Source organism: Mycobacterium paraffinicum, assembly GCF_001907675.1.
In the GTDB taxonomy this organism is placed as follows: Bacteria; Actinomycetota; Actinomycetes; order Mycobacteriales; family Mycobacteriaceae; genus Mycobacterium; species Mycobacterium paraffinicum_A.
The window spans coordinates 189,754-207,309 of record NZ_MPNT01000008.1; the positions used below are offsets into that span (position 1 = coordinate 189,754).

Genomic DNA, 17,556 nt, shown 5'->3' on the forward strand with positions numbered 1-17,556 from the left:
ACCGTTACGGGCCATGAAATCCAGCGATGCCGGTCCGACGTTCGCCGGCGCGCAGGTCGCCGAAGCGGTGTCGCTCGCGCCGCTGACGACGTTGCGGGTCGGGCCGGTGGCGCGCCGCCTGATCACCTGCACCAGCACCGAGCAAGTGGTCGCCGTGGTGCGCGAGCTGGACGCCGAAAGCCAAGGGGGAGAAGGCCGCCCGGTGTTGGTGTTTGCCGGTGGCTCCAACCTGGTGATCGCCGACGACTTGACCGACCTGACCGCGGTGCGGTTGGCCAACCGCGGCATCACGATCGACGGCACCCTGGTGCGCGCGGAGGCCGGCGCGGTGTGGGACGACGTCGTGGTCGCCGCCATCGAGCACGGTCTGGGTGGGCTGGAATGCCTGTCCGGAATCCCCGGTTCGGCCGGGGCCACCCCGGTGCAAAACGTCGGGGCCTACGGTGCCGAGGTCTCCGACACCATCACCCGGGTCAAGATCCTGGACCGTGCCAGTGGCGAGGTGCGCTGGGTGCCCGGCGGCCAGCTCGGCTTCGGCTACCGCACCAGCGTGTTCAAACAAGCCGGCCCCGAAATCCCCTGGGTGGTATTGGAAGTCGAATTCGCGCTGGACGCCTCGGGCCGCAGCGCGCCGCTGCGCTACGGCGAGCTGGCGGCCGCGCTGGAGGTGAGCGGCGGCGAGCGGGCCGACCCGCGCACGGTCCGCCGGGCGGTTCTCACGCTGCGCGGCCGCAAAGGGATGGTGCTCGACCCGGACGACCACGACACGTGGAGCGTGGGATCGTTTTTCACCAACCCGGTGGTCGCACCCGAGGTGTACGACCGGCTCGCCGGCGGCGCCCAGGGCCCGGTCCCGCACTACCCGGCCCCCGACGGCGTCAAGCTGGCCGCCGGCTGGCTGGTGGAGCGGGCCGGCTTCGCCAAGGGTTATCCGGACGATCCGGCGGCCCGGTGCCGGCTGTCCACCAAGCACGCGCTGGCGTTGACCAACCGCGGCGGCGCCACCTCCGAGGAGGTGATCGCGCTGGCCCGCGTCATCCGTGACGGGGTTCGTGATGTGTTTGGTGTCACATTGAAACCCGAGCCGATCCTGCTCGGCTGCAGGCTATAGCTCCGAATTCCTCGGCGCCCGAATTGTCGCGGCGGGGTCGGTGGATTTTGCCCGGTATCTTTGACTTTCGTGAGCACGTCGCGCGAACCGCAGCCGATCAACCGGCGCGTGGCTTTGGCGACCCTCGGACTGGGGGTGTTCGCCCCCACCGTCTTGGCCGCGTGCGGTGGCCCGTCGGCCAAGCAGGCCGAGAAGAAGGAGCAGCCCGCGGCGAAGCTGAAATTCCAGCCTGCCGACGCGACCGAGAACGTGGTGCCGATCGCCCCGATCAGCGTCGAGATCAGCGACGGCTGGTTCCAGCACGTGACGCTGACGAATTCCGCGGGCAAGCCAGTGGCGGGCAAGTTCAACTCCGACCGCACCGTCTTCAGCACCACCGAGCCGCTGGGTTACGACGCGACCTACACCTGGAGCGGCTCGGCCGTCGGGCACGACGGCAAGGCGATCCCGGTGACGGGCAAGTTCACCACGGTGTCTCCCACCAAGAAGATCAGTGGGGCGTTCCAGCTGGCCGACGGCCAGACCGTCGGGGTCGCGGCGCCGATCATCATCCAGTTCGACGCGCCGATCACCGATAAGGCCGCCGTCGAGAAGGCATTGACCGTCACCACGAACCCGCCCGTCGAGGGCAGCTGGGCCTGGCTGCCCGACGAGGCGCAGGGCGCCCGCGTGCACTACCGCACCCGCGAGTACTACCCGGCGGGCACCACCGTCAACGTCGACGCCAAGCTGTACGGGCTGCCGTTCGGCGACAGCGCCTACGGCGCCGAGGACATCTCGTTGAACATCCAGATCGGCCGCCGGCAGGTGGTGAAGGCCGAGGTCTCGTCGCACCGCATCCAGGTGGTCAGGGACGAGGGCGTCATCATGGACTTCCCATGCAGCTACGGCGAGGCCGACAAGGCGCGCAACGTCACCCGCAACGGCATCCACGTGGTCACCGAGAAGTACGCCGACTTCTACATGTCCAACCCCGCCGCCGGCTACAGCCACGTGCACGAGCGCTGGGCCGTCCGGATCTCCAACAACGGCGAGTTCATCCACGCCAACCCGGCGAGTGCCGGCGCGCAGGGCAACACCAACGTCACCAACGGCTGCATCAACCTGTCGACGGGTGACGCCGAGCAGTACTTCGAGTCCGCGATCTACGGCGACCCGGTGGAGGTGACGGGCAGCACGATCCAGCTGTCTTACTCCGACGGCGACATCTGGGACTGGGCCGTCGACTGGGACACCTGGGTCGCGATGTCGGCGCTGCCGCCGGCCACCGCGCACCCGCCGTCCACCCAGATCCCGGTGACCGCGCCGGTGACACCGTCGACCGCCCCGAGCCTGTCCGGGACGCCGACGACCACCACCTCGCCTAGCCCGGCGACTGGCCCCGGCGGTTGAAGCGGGTGGCCGACGCCTGGTCGCGGGGCTTCATGACGATCAGGTCGAGGTCGACGTGGGGCGGCCGCGAGGCCACGAAACCGATCACCTCGGCGACGTCGTCGGCCACCAACGGCGTGAGGCCCGTGTAGACGGCGTCGGCGCGTTGCCGATCGCCGTCGAAGCGGACCAGCGAGAACTCGGTTTCGACCGCGCCCGGCGCGATCTCGGTCAGCCGTACCGGCTTGCCCAGCAGCTCGCCACGCAGCGTGCGGTGCAGCGCCCCCTGGGCGTGTTTGGCCGCCGTGTACCCGGCGCCCCCGTCGTAAACCTCAAGGGCGGCAACCGAAGTCACCGTGACGATCAGACCGTCGCCGGAGTCGATGAGCTTGGGCAGCAGCGCGCGGGTGACCCGCAGCGTGCCCAGCACGTTGGTCTCCCACATCCACCGCCAGTGCTCGAGGTCGGCGTCGGCGACCGGCGCCAGGCCGCGAGCGCCGCCGGCGTTGTTGACCAGCACGTCCACCCGGCTCAGCTCGTCGGCGAGCGCGGCGACCGCCGCATCGTCTGTGACATCGGCCACAATGGCGGTCCCGCCGATCTCCCTCGCCAGGGCGTTGATGCGGTCGGCCCGGCGCGCGACCGCGACCACGTGAAAGCCCTGCGCAGCAAGCGTCTGCGCCGTCGCCTCGCCGATCCCCGAGCTGGCGCCCGTGACCACGGCGACCCGCTCATTCCTGACATTTCCAACCATAGAAGCAACCTTAGTGAGCGTGGTAAATTTTCGATGTGCACCTCGGCGCCCTGTCCAGCACCACCACCGCGTGTCTTTGCGCGGCGGGTGCGTGCTGTTGTTGCGCACTTTGCCGCTCCTGACTTTCAGGTGTGGCCAGTGACGGCCAACAAGGACTCGGACAAAGGACGCTCGTGCGCTCGACTACCCTCACCCAGACTCATCATTTGCCCACCCGCGCGACCTACCGCGGCCATCGGTCGGTGCGCCGCCAGATCGTGCCGCCGGCCCTGCACATCGCCGACTCGGCGGCGGCTTCGGTGTTCCGGGCCGTCCGCTTGCGCGGCCCGGTCGGGCGTGACGTCATCGCCGGCGTCACCTCGCTGAGCATCGCGACGGTCAACCGCCAGGTCATCGCCCTGCTCGAGGCCGGTTTGCTGCGGGAACGCGCCGACCTCGCCGTCTCGGGCGCGATCGGTCGCCCCCGCGTGCCGGTCGAGGTCAACCACGAACCGTTCGTGACGTTGGGCATCCACATCGGGGCCCGCACCACCAGCATCGTGGCCACCGACCTGTTCGGCCGCACGCTCGACACCGTCGAGACGCCGACACCGCTCAGCCCCGCCGGGCCCGCCCTGGCGACGCTGGCCGAGAGCGCCGCCCGCTACCTGCAGCGTTGGCATCGGCGGCGCCCGCTGTGGGTCGGCGTCGCGATCGGTGGCAGCGTCGACAGCGCGACCGGGCACGTCGACCACCCGCGGCTCGGCTGGCGGCAGGCGCCGGTCGGCCCCGTGCTGGCCGACGCGCTCGGGTTGCCCGTGTCGGTGGCCTCGCACGTCGACGCCATGGCGGGGGCCGAGCTGCTGCTCGGCATGCGGCGATTTCTGCCCAGCTCGCCCACCAGCCTGTACGTCTACGCCCGCGAGACCGTGGGCTACGCGCTGGTGATCGGCGGACGGGTGCACTGCCCGGCCAGCGGCCCGGGCACCATCGCCGCCCTGCCCGCCCACTCCGAGCTGCTGGGTGGCACCGGCCAGCTGGAATCGACCGCCAGCGACGAGGCGGTCCTGACCGCCGCTCGACGGCTGCGGATCCTGCCGTTCGCGCCCGCGGGCCGCCCGAACGCGTCGGCCGCCGGCATCAACGACCTGCTGCGGCTGGCCCGCGGCGGCAACGAGCAGGCCCAAGAGCTGCTGAACGAGCGGGGCCGGGTACTCGGGCGGGCGGTGGCCTTGCTGCGCGACATGCTCAACCCCGACGAACTGGTGGTCGGTGGCCAGGCCTTCACCGAGTATCCCGAGGGCATGGAGCACGTCGAGTCGGCGTTCGCCGAGCACTCGGTGTTGCCGCCACGCGACATCCGCGTCACCGTCTTCGGGAACCGGGTGCAGGAGGCCGGCGCGGGAACCGTGTCGCTGGGCGGGCTGTACGCCGACCCGCTCGGTGCGATGCGCCGCGCGGGGGCGCTGGGCAAGCGACTGCGCGACGTGGCCGCCGACGAGTCTTCCGCTTAACGCGAAGCCGTGCCCGGGGCGTTGGGCTCGTGGATCGAACGTCCTGTAAAGATGAAAGAGTGCGGCACGACGACGTCTTTCGGCTGAAACCGCGCCGCGTCGCAGTGTTGGCGGTGCACACCTCGCCCCTGGCGCAGCCGGGCACCGGCGACGCCGGGGGCATGAACGTCTACGTGCTGCAGACCGCCCTGCACCTCGCGCGCCGCGGCATCGAGGTGGAGATCTTCACCCGGGCCACCGCGTCCGCCGACCCGCCGATCGCGCGGGTGGCGCCCGGCGTGCTGGTGCGCAACGTGGTGGCCGGGCCGTTCGAGGGGTTGGACAAATACGACCTGCCCACCCAGCTGTGCGCGTTCGCCGCCGGGGTGCTGCGTGCCGAAGCCTCGCACGAGCCGGGCTACTACGACATCGTGCATTCGCACTATTGGCTGTCCGGACAGGTCGGGTGGCTGGCCCGCGACCGCTGGGCGGTGCCGCTGGTGCACACCGCGCACACACTCGCCGCGGTCAAGAATGCGGCGCTGGCCGCGGGTGACGCGCCCGAGCCGCCGCTGCGCACGGTCGGCGAGCAGCAGGTCGTCGACGAGGCGGACCGGCTGATCGTCAACACGGATGACGAAGCCAGGCAATTGATTTCGATCCACCACGCCGACCCGGCCCGCATCGACGTGGTCCACCCCGGCGTGGATCTCGAGGTGTTCCGCCCGGGTGACCGGCGCGCGGCCCGAGCCACCCTGGGCTTGCCGCTCGACGAGCACGTGGTGGCGTTCGTCGGGCGCATCCAGCCGTTGAAGGCGCCCGACATCGTGTTGCGCGCCGCCGCGAAATTGCCTGGCGTGCGCATCGTGGTGGCCGGCGGCCCGTCGGGCAGTGGCCTGGCCTCCCCGGACGGGCTGCGGCGGCTCGCCGACGACCTCGGCATCGCCGCCCGGGTGACCTTCCTGCCCCCGCAGTCCCGCTCGGACCTGGCCACCCTGTTCCGGGCCGCCACCCTCGTCGCGGTACCGAGCTATTCGGAGTCGTTCGGCCTGGTCGCCGTCGAGGCCCAGGCGTGTGGCACGCCGGTGGTGGCCGCCGCGGTCGGCGGCCTGCCGGTGGCCGTGCGGGACGGGATCACCGGCACGCTGGTGGCCGGCCACGATGTGGATCGGTGGGCGGACGCGCTGGACCAGGTGCTGCGCTTGCCGGCGCCGCGGGCCGAGGCGATGCGCCGGGCCGCCGTCGCGCACGCGGCCACGTTCTCCTGGGAGAACACCACCGACGCGCTGCTGGCCAGCTATCGCCGCGCGATCAGCGAGTACACCGCCGAGCGCCGCGAGGTCGGCGCGTGAGCGCCACGGTCGAGCGCGTCATCGAGGACGCCTTGCAGGCCAGCGGTCTTGTGTACTCGAAACACGATGGCGCGCATGGCGGTCCGTCCGGACTGGTGGTGGAGCTGCCCGGCGAGCGCAAGCTCAAGACCAACACCATCCTGAGCGTCGGCGAGCACTCGGTGCGCGTCGAGGCGTTCGTGTGCCGCAAGCCCGACGAGAACCACGAGGGGGTCTACCGCTTCCTGCTCAGGCGGAACCGCCGTCTCTACGGGGTGGCCTACACGCTGGACAACGTCGGCGACATCTATCTGATCGGCCGCATGTCACTGGCATCCGTGGACGCCGACGAGATCGACCGAGTGCTCGGACAGGTGCTCGAGGCGGTGGACGCGGACTTTAACACGTTGTTGGAGTTGGGATTTCGCTCGTCGATCCAGAAAGAATGGGAGTGGCGGGTGTCCCGCGGCGAGTCGCTGAAGAACTTGGAGGCGTTCGCCCATCTGATCGACGAGGACGACGAATAAGCTAGCCGGCATGGGAGATACGGGCACGTTGGTGCTGCTCCGCCACGGCGAGAGCGAATGGAACGCAAGCAACCAGTTCACCGGCTGGGTCGACGTCGACCTGACCGAGAAGGGCCGGGCCGAGGCCGTGCGCAGCGGCGAGCTGCTCGCCGAGCAGAATCTGTTGCCCGACGTCCTCTACACGTCGCTGCTGCGCCGCGCGATCACGACCGCGCACCTGGCCTTGGATGCCGCCGACCGGTTGTGGATCCCGGTGCGGCGCAGCTGGCGGCTCAACGAACGGCACTACGGCGCGCTGCAGGGCCTCAACAAGGCGGAAACCAAGGACCGCTACGGCGAGGAGCAGTTCATGACCTGGCGGCGCAGCTACGACACGCCGCCGCCGCCGATCGAGAAGGGCAGCCAGTTCAGCCAGGACACCGACCCCCGCTACGCCGACATCGGGGGCGGCCCGCTGACCGAATGCCTGGCCGACGTGGTCGTGCGGTTCCTGCCCTACTTCACCGACGTCATCGTCCCGGACCTGCGCTGCGGCAAGACGGTCTTGATCGTCGCGCACGGCAACTCGCTGCGGGCCCTGGTCAAGTACCTCGACCAGATGTCCGACGACGACATCGTCGGGCTGAACATCCCGACCGGGATCCCGCTGCGCTATGACCTCGACACCGACCTGTGGCCGGTGGTTCCCGGCGGCACCTACCTCGACCCGGAGGCGGCTGCGGCCGGTGCCGCGGCGGTTGCCAGCCAGGGGCGCCGGTAAACCCGGCCACCGGCGCAAAACCAGTTTCAAAGGCCTGTTTGCCGAACATCGCGTGAACGGGAGTGGAACACCTGAAGCGAAAAGTGTGACTTGTCCGATTTTGGCCTCGTTCCGCTAGGGCAGCGTTTCCGAAGATTTGTAGGATTTGCTATGTGACTGTGTTCTCGGCGCTGTTGCTGGCCGGGGTCTTGTCCGTGCTGGGGCTGGCCATAGGTGTAGCAGCCGGGACCCGGCTGTCACCGAAAGCCGCTCACCGCAGACAGCGGGTGAGCACCGAGTGGACCGGGATCACCGTCGCGCAGATGCTGCAACGCATCGTCGCGCTGATGCCGCTGGGAGTGGCGGTGGTCGATTCCCACCGCGACGTCGTCTACCTCAACGATCGGGCCAGGGAGCTGGGCCTGGTGCGCGACCGCCAGCTCGACGACCAGGCGTGGGAGGCGGCACAGCAGGCGCTCGGTGGCGTCGACGTCGAATTCGACCTGCGGCCGGCCAAACGGGCGGCCGGCCGGTCGGGGTTGTCGGTGCACGGCCAGGCGCGGCTGCTCAGTGAGGAAGACCGGCGGTTCGCGGTGGTGTTCGCCCACGACCAGTCCGACTACGCGCGCATGGAGGCCACCAGGCGCGACTTCGTGGCCAACGTCAGCCACGAGCTCAAGACCCCGGTGGGCGCCATGGCTCTGCTCGCCGAGGCGCTGCTGGCGTCCTCGGACGACTCCGAAACCGTTCGCCGGTTTGCGGAGCGGGTGCTCGTCGAAGCCAACCGGCTGGGCGACATGGTCGCCGAGCTGATCGAGCTGTCCCGGCTGCAGGGCGCCGAACGGTTGCCCAACGTCACCGAGGTCGACGTCGATACCGTTGTCTCCGAGGCGATTTCACGCCACAAAGTGGCCGCCGACAACGCTCAGATCGAGGTGCGTACCGACGCGCCCAGCGGCCTACGGGTGCTGGGCGACGAGACGCTTCTGGTCACCGCCCTGGCCAACCTGGTGTCCAATGCGATCGCCTATTCGCCGCCCGGTTCGCCGGTCTCGATCAGCCGCCGCCGCCGCGGCGACAACGTCGAGATCGCCGTCACCGACCGGGGCATCGGTATCGCGCTGGAGGATCAGGAGCGGGTCTTCGAGCGCTTCTTCCGGGGGGACAAGGCACGCTCGCGCGCCACCGGCGGCAGCGGGCTGGGCCTGGCCATCGTCAAACATGTCGCGGCCAATCACAACGGCAGCATCGGGGTGTGGAGCAAGCCGGGGACGGGGTCCACATTCACGCTGTCGATTCCGGCCTACAAGGGCAACGACGAAGAACCCGAGCAACCGCCGGGCCGCGAGGTGCGGACCAACAGGTCACAACGAGAGGAAGAATTAAGTAGATGACCCGCGCGTATGACGATGCAGATCGTAGCGATGAGGAGGAATCGCGCAGATGACCAGTGTGCTGATCGTGGAGGACGAGGAGTCGCTGGCCGATCCGCTGGCGTTCCTGCTGCGCAAGGAGGGCTTCGAAGCCACCGTCGTGACGGATGGACAGGCCGCGCTGGCCGAGTTCGACCGTGGCGGCGCCGACATCGTGCTGCTCGACCTGATGCTGCCCGGCATGTCGGGGACCGACGTGTGCAAGCAGCTACGTGCTCGTTCGAGCGTGCCGGTGATCATGGTGACCGCGCGCGACAGCGAGATCGACAAGGTCGTCGGGCTGGAACTGGGTGCCGACGACTACGTGACCAAGCCGTATTCGGCGCGCGAGTTGATCGCCCGGATTCGCGCGGTGCTCCGCCGTGGCGGTGACGACGACTCCGAGATCAGCGACGGCGTGCTCGAGTCCGGACCGGTGCGGATGGACGTCGAGCGACACGTCGTCTCGGTCAACGGTGACACGATCACGTTGCCGCTCAAGGAGTTTGACCTGCTCGAGTACCTGATGCGCAACAGCGGCCGGGTGCTGACCCGCGGCCAGCTGATCGATCGGGTCTGGGGCGCGGACTACGTCGGCGACACCAAGACGCTCGACGTCCACGTCAAGCGTCTGCGGTCCAAGATCGAAGCCGACCCGGCCAACCCGGTCCACCTGGTGACGGTGCGGGGGCTGGGCTACAAGCTGGAGGGCTAGACCGGCCGGCGAAAGGGCGCGGATTATCGCGCCGCGTTGGCGGCTTCGCGGTGGCCCTTCTTTTTCGCGCGGGTCGAGCAGCAATGCGACATATCGCAATGGAACTGGTCACTGCATTGATGTGAACAATAAATTGACGCGGCCGGAAGCCAGTCCGGGTCGGACAGGTCGCGCGGCCGGTCGTTGGGATCGAACGTGTGGCCGCAATGCACGCAGGTCCTGACCTTGGTAGCCATGTCGTCAGGGTACCCCCAGGGCGCATTTATCGCTGCTGGTTTCGGCATTTCGCAATAACGCCAAACGTGCAATTCAACCGACAATTGCCTACTCCAGCGAATTACTTTTTGAAACTAACTCAGCCGTGACCCGTTGTCCATTGCGCCGTGGTCGGACTTCCCGGCGCGGTCATCTCGATGAAATCGAGGGCGTGGCAAGCCGATAGACGGTAGATCGGCGCCAGGCAACGAAATCCCCTGCGGCCCAGTCTGTTCCACGTTGATAACGCCAGCCGACCCCGGCGAGTGGCCTTGGCGCGGGGGGAGCGGTGCGACCAGCGCCCCGGGCCCGCGCCGTGGCCGAGGCCCGACTGCGCAGCGCGGGAATTAATCCGGCGGGCATGACGTTCGGGGTAGCCGTGGCGCACGCGACGAAATGCTGGAACCGATGAAGTGTCTTAGCATCAGCCCGTTGGGCGACGGTGATCGGGGGGAACGGTGTTGACGCTTCTCAAGCGGGCATGGGTTCCGCTGGTCGTGGTGGTGGCGGTGATCATCGGCGGCGTTGCGGTGGACCGCCTCAACGGCGTCTTCCCGGGGCCCGGTCTGCCCAAGCCCGATCCGCGGGACGCGACCCCGCCGTACGCGGCCAAGACCGCCATCTACGAAATCCTGGGACCGCCGGGGACGACCGGCGTCGTCAACTGGATGGACGCGGACGCGCAACCGCAGAGGGCCAACTTCTCCACGTTGCCGTGGTCGACGACGATCGTCGCCCAGATGCCCGGCATCTTCGCCTACGTCGTCGCGCAAGGTGACAGCCCCTCCATCGGCTGCCGGATCACGGTCGACGGAAAGTTGGTCGATCAACGGCAAGCCGAGACGCGCAATGCCCAGGTCTCCTGCCTGGACAAGTCCGCATGACCGACAACACCAGCGACACCGACGAAATACCCGTCGCACAACCCACCGAAGTCGAGCACAAGCCGCGTATCGCCCGCGCCATCCGCGTCCTGGCGCTGCCGATCCTCGTCTGCTGGGTGCTGATCGCGGTCGGCGTCAACGTCTTCGTCCCACAGTTGGAGAAGGTTGCCGAGGAGATCTCCGTTCCGCTCTCGCCGTCCGACGCACCGTCGGTCACCGGGATGAAGCACATCGGCGAGAAGTTCAAGGAGTACGACTCCGACAACCTCGTCCTGGTCACCCTGGTCGGTGATCAACCCCTCGGCCCGGACGCGCACCGGTTCTACGACGACCTGGTCAAAAAGATCCAGGCCGACCACGAACACGTCGAGCACGCGCTGAACTTCTGGGGACAGCGCTTCACGTCCTCAGGTGTGGAGAGCTACGACCATAAGGCCGCCTACGTCCAGGTCAACCTCAAAGGCGATCAGGGAGGGGCGGTCGGCGACGAATCCGTTGCCGCGGTGCGCAAGATCGTCGCGGACTCCAAGCCGCCCGCCGGCGTCAAGGCCTACGTCGCGGGCCAGGGAGCGCTGACCGCCGACGTGATCGTTGTCGGTGACAAGAGCCTGGCCAAGATCACCATCATCACGGTCATCATCATCGCGATCATGCTGATGTTTGTTTACCGGTCCATCGGCACCGTGTTGCTGACCATGTTCATCCTCTTCATTGGGCTGCTGTCCGGCCGCGGCGTGGTGTCGCTGCTGGGTGAAACGGGCGTCATGGGGTTGTCGACCTTCGCCGTGAACCTGCTGACCTCACTCGCGATCGCGGCGGGTACCGATTACGCGATTTTCATGGTCGGCCGCTACCAGGAGGGCCGTGAACGCGGTCTGGACCGGGAAGCCGCCTATTACGACACCTTCGCCGGTGTCAGCAAGGTGGTCCTGGGCTCGGGTCTGACCATTGTTGGGGCGCTGGCCTGCTTGAAGTTCACCCGGCTGCCTTACTTCAGTTCGCTGGCGTTCCCGTGCGCGATAGGTCTGCTGGTGGTGGTGGCGGCCGGGGTCACGCTGACGCCCGCTCTGATCGTAGTCGCCAGTGGCTTCGGTCTTTTGGACCCCAAGCGCAAGTTCAACTACACCCGGTGGCGCCGCCTGGCGACGGCCATCGTGCGCTGGCCGGCGCCCATCCTCGCCAGCTCCGTCATCCTTGCCATCGTTGGCGCCCTTGGTCTCGCGGGCTTCACCCCGCGCTACAACGACCTCTACTACCTGCCGCATAGCGCCGCCTCGGTGCAGGCCTACGACGCGGCCGATCGGCACTTCACCCAGGCCCGTCTCAACCCGGACCTGCTGATGATCGAATCGGACCACGATCTGCGCAATCCCCGAGACATGCTGGTGCTGGACAAGGTTGCCGGTGCCATCTTCCGGGTACCGGGCATCGAACGGGTGCAAAGCATCACCCGACCGCTCGGCCCACCGATCGAAGACGGGTCAATTCCGTTCCAGCTCAGCGTGCAAACCGCGCCGATCCGTGACAACCTCAACTACCTGAGAGACCGCGTCGGCGACATCAAGAAGATCACCGGGTTCCTCGACACCCAGATCTCCCTGCTGGAACGCCAGTACGCGATCACCCAGAAGCTCGCCAACGCGACGGACGACAGCGCAAAAACCACGGCGGAGACCGCCGCCATCACCGACGAAATTCGCGACCACATCGCCGATTTCGACGACTTCTGGCGACCGATCCGCAGCTACTTCTACTGGGAGAGGCACTGCTACGACATCCCGATCTGCTGGTCGCTGCGTAGCCTGTTCGATGCCTTGGACGGGTTTGATCAGCTCGCCGAGAAGTTCCACGCCCTCACCGGCGATCTCACCAACACGGCCGCGGCCACGCGCGAATTGTTGGCGATCATTCCGGAGAACATCGCCGTGTCGAAGGCGATCCGGGATACGACGCTGACCATCTACAGCACGTTCGACAGTCTGATCGACCAGTTCGACCGGCTCACCGACACCAATGCTGTGATGGGTAAGTCGTTCAACGACGCTCGGGTGGAGAGCCTGTTTTACCTGCCGCCGGAGATCTTCCAGAACTCCGATTTCCAGTTCGGGTTGAGCCTGATGGTGTCGCCCGACGGAAAGGCCGCGCGCTTCATCATCACTCACTCCCTGGACCCGGCAACCGCGGAAGGCATCAAGTCCGTCGAGCAAGAGCGCAACGCGGCCAAGGAGGCGCTGAAGCTCACCTCGCTGGAGAACGCCGACATCTACCTCGGCGGCACCGCCGCGACATTCAACGACATTGCCACCGGCGCCTGGTATGACCTGCTGATCGCCGCGGTGGCGTCGATCGTGCTGATCTTCATCATCATGGTGATCGTCACCCGCGCTCTGGTCGCGGCGGGCGTCATCGTCGGTACGATCGTGCTGTCGCTGGGAGCGGCGTTCGGATTCTCGACGCTGATCTGGCAGCATTTGGGCCACTTCCAGTTGCACTGGGTGGCAACGGAATTCGCGCTGATCGTGCTCTTGGCGGTGGGGTCTGATTACAACTTGATGCTGGTGTCGCGGATCGAGGAGGAGATCGGGGCCGGCCTGAACACCGGACTCATCCGCGGCGTCGGCGTGACGGGCCCGGTGGTGTCCGCGGCCGGTGTGGTGTTCGCCGTGACCATGGCCGCGATGCTCTCCAGCGATCTGCGGGCGATCGGTCAGTTCGGTACGACGATCGGTATCGGTCTGATGTTCGACACCTTCGTCGTTCGGACGCTGATCACGCCGTCGATCATGACGCTAATGGGCCGCTGGTTCTGGTGGCCGAAGCGGGTGCGGGTCCGTCCGGCGAGCCAGATGCTTCGGTCCGTCGGGCCGCGCCCGCTGGTTCGTGCGCTGCTGCACCAACCGCGGCACGCGGTGGCGCGGGATCCGCAGACGTAGCAGGCGCCGAGGCCGTTGGGTCGTCTGCGGCGACCGCCTGCGGCTAGATCGTCGCGCGTCGTTTACGCCATTTGCTGGTGCTCGACCACGGCTCGGGTTATTCTATGGCCGTTGAAAAGATATTCCATGGCTGTTGAAAATCTGCCATGCGCGCCGCGGAGAGGACTGCCGACATGGACTTTGCGTCGCTGCCTCCGGAGGTCAACTCCGGGCTTATGTACTCCGGTCCCGGGGCGGGGCCGATGCTGGCGGCCGCGGCGGGTTGGGAAGCGTTGGCCGCGCAGCTGGAGTCCACCGCCGATGGCTACGCGGCCGAGCTTGCGGGGCTGACCGGCCAGGCGTGGTCCGGCCCGTCGTCGCTGCTGATGACGTCCGCGGCCACCCCCTATGCTCAGTGGCTCTCCGCCGCGGCAGCCCAGGCCGCGCAGACCGGCGTCCAGGCCTACGCGGCGGCGGCCGCCTACGAGGCCGCGTTCGCGATGACGGTGCCGCCGCCGGTGATCGCGGCCAATCGGGCGCAGTTGCTGGCGCTGATCGCGACCAATTTCTTCGGGCAGAACACCCCGGCGATCGCGGCCACCGAAGCGCAATACCTGCAGATGTGGGTCCAGGACGCCACGGCGATGTACGGCTATGCCGCCGCCTGTGAGACGGCCAGCACCCTCACCCCGTTCGACGAACCGCCGCGCACCACGAACCCCGCCGGACAGGGCGCTCAGGACCAGACGCTGGCGGCGCAGGCCACCGGCAACGCCACCCGGCAGCTGGTTTCGACCAATGCCACGATGCACACCGCCAACGCGGTCACGCCCGTCGCGCCCGGAGAAACCGTCGCCGCCCCGCCGGGCAGCACCGTCACCATCGGCGCCAACACGGGCGTGTTCCTCAACGGCGGCTCGATCACGATCACGGGTCCCGGCACCAACCTCATCAGTTTTGGCTCCGTTATCGTCAACCCCGGCAGCACAATTCACACGCTGATCGACTGTTCCGAGGGTGGTGTTCTGGTGCCTGGCGGCGTCGACGTCACCGCCGGCTCGAGCCCACTCGTCCTCACCCCCGGGTCGTTCCAGGAGGTTCTGGTCACCCTCGTCAACGGTTCCGCAACCCTCCCCGTCGTCGGCGCGGAGCAGGTCGCCGTGCAAACCATCGGCAACACCGCCACCGCGATCGTTGGTCCCGCCGGCGCGTCCATCACCAACGTCTTCGGCACCGTCAGCATCGCCACGGTCACCCCCAGTTCGTCGAGCGCCTTGGGCGCCCCGCTGGCCGGGCTGGCCGCCCCAGGGCTGGCGGGTACCGCCGGAATTCAGCCCCAGCTCGACGTGGATGGGCTGTTGGACTGGGCGCAAACGCTTTCCGGTGCCGGGTGACGGACATGCAGGCGCACCCCGACCCGCGATCGGTATGGCCGTTTCACCCCTCGTCCGGTGTCGGCGCGCCCCGCGCCGCGGTAGGCGTCGCGGCCGCACTGGGTCCGCTGTCGGTGCCCGCGGGCTGGACGACCAACATCCCGCAGGTCGAGTCGACTCCGCCTTCGCTGCCGGATGCCCGCATCGACCCCGGCCGGCCGGGGCGCACGTTCCGGCGGGCGTTGATGGCAACGATCATCGGACGCGATGCCGGCTGCTCCTCCTCGACGACGAGCGTGCGTTCAGGGCATTGAGCGTGCGCCGACGGCGGAGCCCATCGGCGTGTCGTCGCCCGGGGCGCACCCGCGAAGCCCTGCACGCACACTCGATCACCGGTCGTCCAACACCGTGTCGGCCACACCCAGCGCCAGCGCCATGATCGACACCTGCGGGTTGACCTCGGGGCAGCTCGGCAGGATCGAGGCGTCGGCCACCCACACGCCGTCCACGCCGCGCAACCGGCCGGCCTCGTCGACCGGGCACAGCTGATCGTCGGCGCCAGCGGCCGCCGTGCCGGTCGGGTGGAAGGCGGCCAGGTGCAGGCTTCGGGGATCGCTGCGCCGCAACGCATCCCGCAGGGCGGGCAGCGAAGTCACCGTCATCGCGCCGGGCAGACCGGTGAGCACCTCGGTCGCCCCCGCGGCGAACAACAGCCGGCCCATCGCCTCGATCGCCACCACGAGCTTGCTGACGTCGGCGGGGGCGATGTTGTAGCGCACCAGCGTCTCGCCGCGTGCCGACGAGACGGAGCCGACCCCGCGATCGGCCACCATGGCGCCGAACGTGGCCACCCGGGGCGCGGCGTCCAGCCAGCCGAGCAGCTCGGCGCCGTAGCCGGGATACACCATCGAGCCCATCCCGGGCGGCGTGGAGGTGGCTTCGATCAGCACGCCGTGCGATTCGTGCAGCTCGTGTACCGCGGCGCTTTGCAGCACGCCGTGCCACGCGACGACGTCGTCGTCGAAGCGCCCGGCGAGCATCGTTGCGGGATGCAGCGCCAGGTTGCGGCCGAGCCGCGGGTGCGCGCCAAACCCGCTGCGCCGCAACAGTCCCGGCGTTTCGGTGGCACCGGCCGCCACGATGACCGTGTCGGCCAGGATGTCCAGGGCCGTGCCGTCGGGCCGCCGGGCCCGCACGCCGCGGGCGCGCCCGTGCCGGTGCAACACCCGTTCGGCGCGGGCCTCGGAGATAATCCGCGCGCCCGCCGCGCACGCCTGCGGTAGCGCGTTGAGATGCACACCGAACTTCGCGTTGCGCGGGCAGCCGATCGCGCACTGGCAGCAGCCTTCGCACCCCGGCGCGTTGCGCGGAATGGGCGCCGCCCGCCAGCCCAGCGTGGCGGCGGCCTCCAGCAGCAGCCGGCCGTTGCGGCCCATGATCTCCAGCGGCACCGGGGCGACCTGCAGCGTGCGCTCGACGTCGTCGAGGCGTTCGGCCAGCCGGTCGGGATCGGCCAGGGTGAGCCCGAACTCGTCGCGCCAGCGCCGCTGCACCGCAGGCGGGGGGCGGTAGCAGGTGCCGGAGTTCACCACCGTGGTGCCGCCGACCGCCCGGCCGATGGGCAGCACCACCGACGGGCGCCCCAGTGCGATGGTGGCGCCGGCGCCGCGGTACAGCCCGGCGTAGCGATCGATCGGATGGGTGGTGCGGATTTCGCCGACCGTCCACCGGCGTCCCTCCTCGAGGACGACGACGTCCAGCCCGGCCCGTGCCAGCGTGCGGGCCACCATCGCACCGCCGGCGCCGGACCCCACGATCACCGCGTCGGCGGTCACGACGGAGCGGTGATCGGCCGACGAGACGATGTTCAAGGCCGCGTCGGGCCGGGCCGTTCCGCGCTCCGCGGCATGCGAAAGCATCTCGGGCGCATAGGTTTCCGCGCCGTTGGCCAGCAGCACGATCGCCTTCATGGCCTCGACGGCCGCGCCGGCGTCCGGGCTCAGCCCGGCGACCCGGCGCAGCACCTGCTCGCGTCGGTCGGGGCCCAGCCGCGACATGGACCGGCCGGTGGTGAGGTAGCTCGCCGCGGCCAGCGCGAGCAGGCCGGCGCGCGCCGCCACCCGTGACGTCGTCGGCAGCTGCCGGAGGTAGCGCTCGACGCGCTCCGCCAGCTCGGGCGCCGCCGGGCCGCCGCATTCCTCCGGCAACAGCGCGGTGCCGAACGAGGCGACCAGGCTCATATCAGCCGCGCGAGGCGGCGGCCCATCTTGATGAAGAACGGGTAGGTGGCGAAGATGGCGCCCGCCGCCGCGTGCAGCGGCCACTCCGCCTCGGCGGTGTTCACGCCGAAAACGCCGCTGTTCCACATGAAGTCGCGGCCATTGCGGGCACGGAAGGGCCGCCACAGCAGCCCGAGGCCGGGCACGTTGTTGTAGAGCCCGAATGAGCCGCCGAAGAACACGCCCAGGGTGGCGGCCTCGGCGACATCGCGCCGGTCGGCGGGCAGCCGCCGCTCGATGAGCACACCGGAGGCGAACAGCAGTGGTGGATCGAGCAGAAAGCTCATGTCGGGATCCTTAAGTTCGTAGGTGCAGTTACTTCGTGTTGTTACGTTGTGCTGTGACCCGGGTGGGTCGGGTGAGGCGGCATGTCGGTTGCCGGCCTGGTGGTGCGGCTTGAAAGGACTGGCCGCCCGGCCTT

Annotated in this window: 16 protein-coding genes; 12 read left to right on the forward strand and 4 right to left on the reverse strand. The window is 68.8% G+C overall.

Features of this window, described 5'->3' with window-relative positions; genetic code table 11:
- The first annotated feature begins 13 nt into the window (after positions 1 to 13).
- On the forward strand, positions 14 to 1,111 hold the full coding sequence (locus tag BRW65_RS11725; protein WP_073874687.1) for a UDP-N-acetylmuramate dehydrogenase: 1,098 nt from the start codon (positions 14 to 16) through the stop codon (positions 1,109 to 1,111).
- Between the two features lie 60 nt (positions 1,112 to 1,171).
- Positions 1,172 to 2,503: a L,D-transpeptidase gene (locus tag BRW65_RS11730; RefSeq protein ID WP_073874689.1), complete on the forward strand. Its 1,332-nt coding sequence runs from the start codon at positions 1,172 to 1,174 to the stop codon at positions 2,501 to 2,503.
- On the opposite strand, the gene BRW65_RS11735 is transcribed toward BRW65_RS11730, so the two are convergent.
- Positions 2,475 to 3,236: an SDR family NAD(P)-dependent oxidoreductase gene (locus BRW65_RS11735; protein WP_073874691.1), complete on the reverse strand. Its 762-nt coding sequence runs from the start codon at positions 3,234 to 3,236 to the stop codon at positions 2,475 to 2,477. The genes BRW65_RS11730 and BRW65_RS11735 overlap by 29 nt on opposite strands.
- A gap of 206 nt (positions 3,237 to 3,442) precedes the next feature.
- Between BRW65_RS11735 and BRW65_RS11740 the strand changes: the two genes are divergently transcribed.
- The 6 genes from BRW65_RS11740 (at position 3,443) to regX (ending at position 9,432) form a co-directional block, all read left to right on the forward strand.
- The gene (locus BRW65_RS11740) at positions 3,443 to 4,729 is read left to right on the forward strand and encodes an ROK family transcriptional regulator (RefSeq protein ID WP_073874693.1); all 1,287 of its coding nucleotides are present in this window, start codon (positions 3,443 to 3,445) and stop codon (positions 4,727 to 4,729) included.
- Positions 4,730 to 4,758: 29 nt separating this feature from the next.
- Positions 4,759 to 6,060 (forward strand): D-inositol-3-phosphate glycosyltransferase, encoded by a 1,302-nt coding sequence (mshA, locus tag BRW65_RS11745; RefSeq protein ID WP_244168066.1) that lies wholly within the window; start codon positions 4,759 to 4,761, stop codon positions 6,058 to 6,060.
- Positions 6,057 to 6,566: a YbjN domain-containing protein gene (locus BRW65_RS11750; RefSeq protein ID WP_073874697.1), complete on the forward strand. Its 510-nt coding sequence runs from the start codon at positions 6,057 to 6,059 to the stop codon at positions 6,564 to 6,566. The genes mshA and BRW65_RS11750 overlap by 4 nt, the downstream gene beginning before the upstream one ends.
- 10 nt (positions 6,567 to 6,576) lie before the next feature.
- Entirely contained in the window at positions 6,577 to 7,326 is a 750-nt protein-coding gene (locus BRW65_RS11755) for a phosphoglyceromutase (protein WP_073874699.1), read from the forward strand.
- Positions 7,327 to 7,478: 152 nt separating this feature from the next.
- Complete coding sequence (locus BRW65_RS11760; protein ID WP_139273012.1) at positions 7,479 to 8,699, forward strand: sensor histidine kinase; 1,221 nt, start codon at positions 7,479 to 7,481, stop codon at positions 8,697 to 8,699.
- A gap of 49 nt (positions 8,700 to 8,748) precedes the next feature.
- Complete coding sequence (regX, locus tag BRW65_RS11765) at positions 8,749 to 9,432, forward strand: two-component sensory transduction protein RegX (RefSeq protein ID WP_007167631.1); 684 nt, start codon at positions 8,749 to 8,751, stop codon at positions 9,430 to 9,432.
- A 23-nt stretch (positions 9,433 to 9,455) separates the two neighbouring features.
- On the opposite strand, the gene BRW65_RS11770 is transcribed toward regX, so the two are convergent.
- Positions 9,456 to 9,668 (reverse strand): ferric uptake regulation protein, encoded by a 213-nt coding sequence (locus tag BRW65_RS11770; RefSeq protein WP_073874703.1) that lies wholly within the window; start codon positions 9,666 to 9,668, stop codon positions 9,456 to 9,458.
- Positions 9,669 to 10,148: 480 nt separating this feature from the next.
- Between BRW65_RS11770 and BRW65_RS11775 the strand changes: the two genes are divergently transcribed.
- The 4 genes from BRW65_RS11775 to BRW65_RS11790 all read left to right on the forward strand — a co-directional run bounded on the left by BRW65_RS11775 (position 10,149) and on the right by BRW65_RS11790 (position 15,170).
- Positions 10,149 to 10,571: an MmpS family transport accessory protein gene (locus BRW65_RS11775; protein WP_208611793.1), complete on the forward strand. Its 423-nt coding sequence runs from the start codon at positions 10,149 to 10,151 to the stop codon at positions 10,569 to 10,571.
- Positions 10,568 to 13,504, forward strand: a complete 2,937-nt coding sequence (locus BRW65_RS11780; protein ID WP_073874707.1) for an RND family transporter — start codon at positions 10,568 to 10,570, stop codon at positions 13,502 to 13,504. Before BRW65_RS11775 ends, BRW65_RS11780 begins: the two co-directional genes overlap by 4 nt.
- A 173-nt stretch (positions 13,505 to 13,677) precedes the next feature.
- Positions 13,678 to 14,877, forward strand: coding sequence for a PPE family protein (locus BRW65_RS32650; protein WP_084187795.1), 1,200 nt, complete (start codon positions 13,678 to 13,680; stop codon positions 14,875 to 14,877).
- Between the two features lie 5 nt (positions 14,878 to 14,882).
- Entirely contained in the window at positions 14,883 to 15,170 is a 288-nt protein-coding gene (locus tag BRW65_RS11790) for a PPE family protein, SVP subgroup (RefSeq protein ID WP_244168068.1), read from the forward strand.
- A gap of 75 nt (positions 15,171 to 15,245) precedes the next feature.
- On the opposite strand, the gene BRW65_RS11795 is transcribed toward BRW65_RS11790, so the two are convergent.
- Together BRW65_RS11795 and BRW65_RS11800 are read right to left on the reverse strand one after the other, a co-directional pair.
- Complete coding sequence (locus BRW65_RS11795; RefSeq protein WP_073874713.1) at positions 15,246 to 17,096, reverse strand: GMC family oxidoreductase; 1,851 nt, start codon at positions 17,094 to 17,096, stop codon at positions 15,246 to 15,248.
- On the reverse strand, positions 17,093 to 17,422 hold the full coding sequence (locus BRW65_RS11800; RefSeq protein ID WP_073874715.1) for a hypothetical protein: 330 nt from the start codon (positions 17,420 to 17,422) through the stop codon (positions 17,093 to 17,095). Before BRW65_RS11800 ends, BRW65_RS11795 begins: the two co-directional genes overlap by 4 nt.
- Positions 17,423 to 17,556: the final 134 nt, after the last annotated feature.

Coding starts and splice junctions, on each gene's coding strand:
- BRW65_RS11725 (WP_073874687.1), top strand. CDS start 14: ATGAAATCCAGCGATGCCGGTCCGACGTTCGCCGGCGCGCAGGTCGCC.
- BRW65_RS11735 (WP_073874691.1), bottom strand. CDS start 3,236: ATGGTTGGAAATGTCAGGAATGAGCGGGTCGCCGTGGTCACGGGCGCC.
- BRW65_RS11755 (WP_073874699.1), top strand. CDS start 6,577: ATGGGAGATACGGGCACGTTGGTGCTGCTCCGCCACGGCGAGAGCGAA.
- regX (WP_007167631.1), top strand. CDS start 8,749: ATGACCAGTGTGCTGATCGTGGAGGACGAGGAGTCGCTGGCCGATCCG.
- BRW65_RS11770 (WP_073874703.1), bottom strand. CDS start 9,668: ATGGCTACCAAGGTCAGGACCTGCGTGCATTGCGGCCACACGTTCGAT.
- BRW65_RS11780 (WP_073874707.1), top strand. CDS start 10,568: ATGACCGACAACACCAGCGACACCGACGAAATACCCGTCGCACAACCC.
- BRW65_RS32650 (WP_084187795.1), top strand. CDS start 13,678: ATGGACTTTGCGTCGCTGCCTCCGGAGGTCAACTCCGGGCTTATGTAC.
- BRW65_RS11790 (WP_244168068.1), top strand. CDS start 14,883: ATGCAGGCGCACCCCGACCCGCGATCGGTATGGCCGTTTCACCCCTCG.
- BRW65_RS11795 (WP_073874713.1), bottom strand. CDS start 17,096: ATGAGCCTGGTCGCCTCGTTCGGCACCGCGCTGTTGCCGGAGGAATGC.
- BRW65_RS11800 (WP_073874715.1), bottom strand. CDS start 17,422: ATGAGCTTTCTGCTCGATCCACCACTGCTGTTCGCCTCCGGTGTGCTC.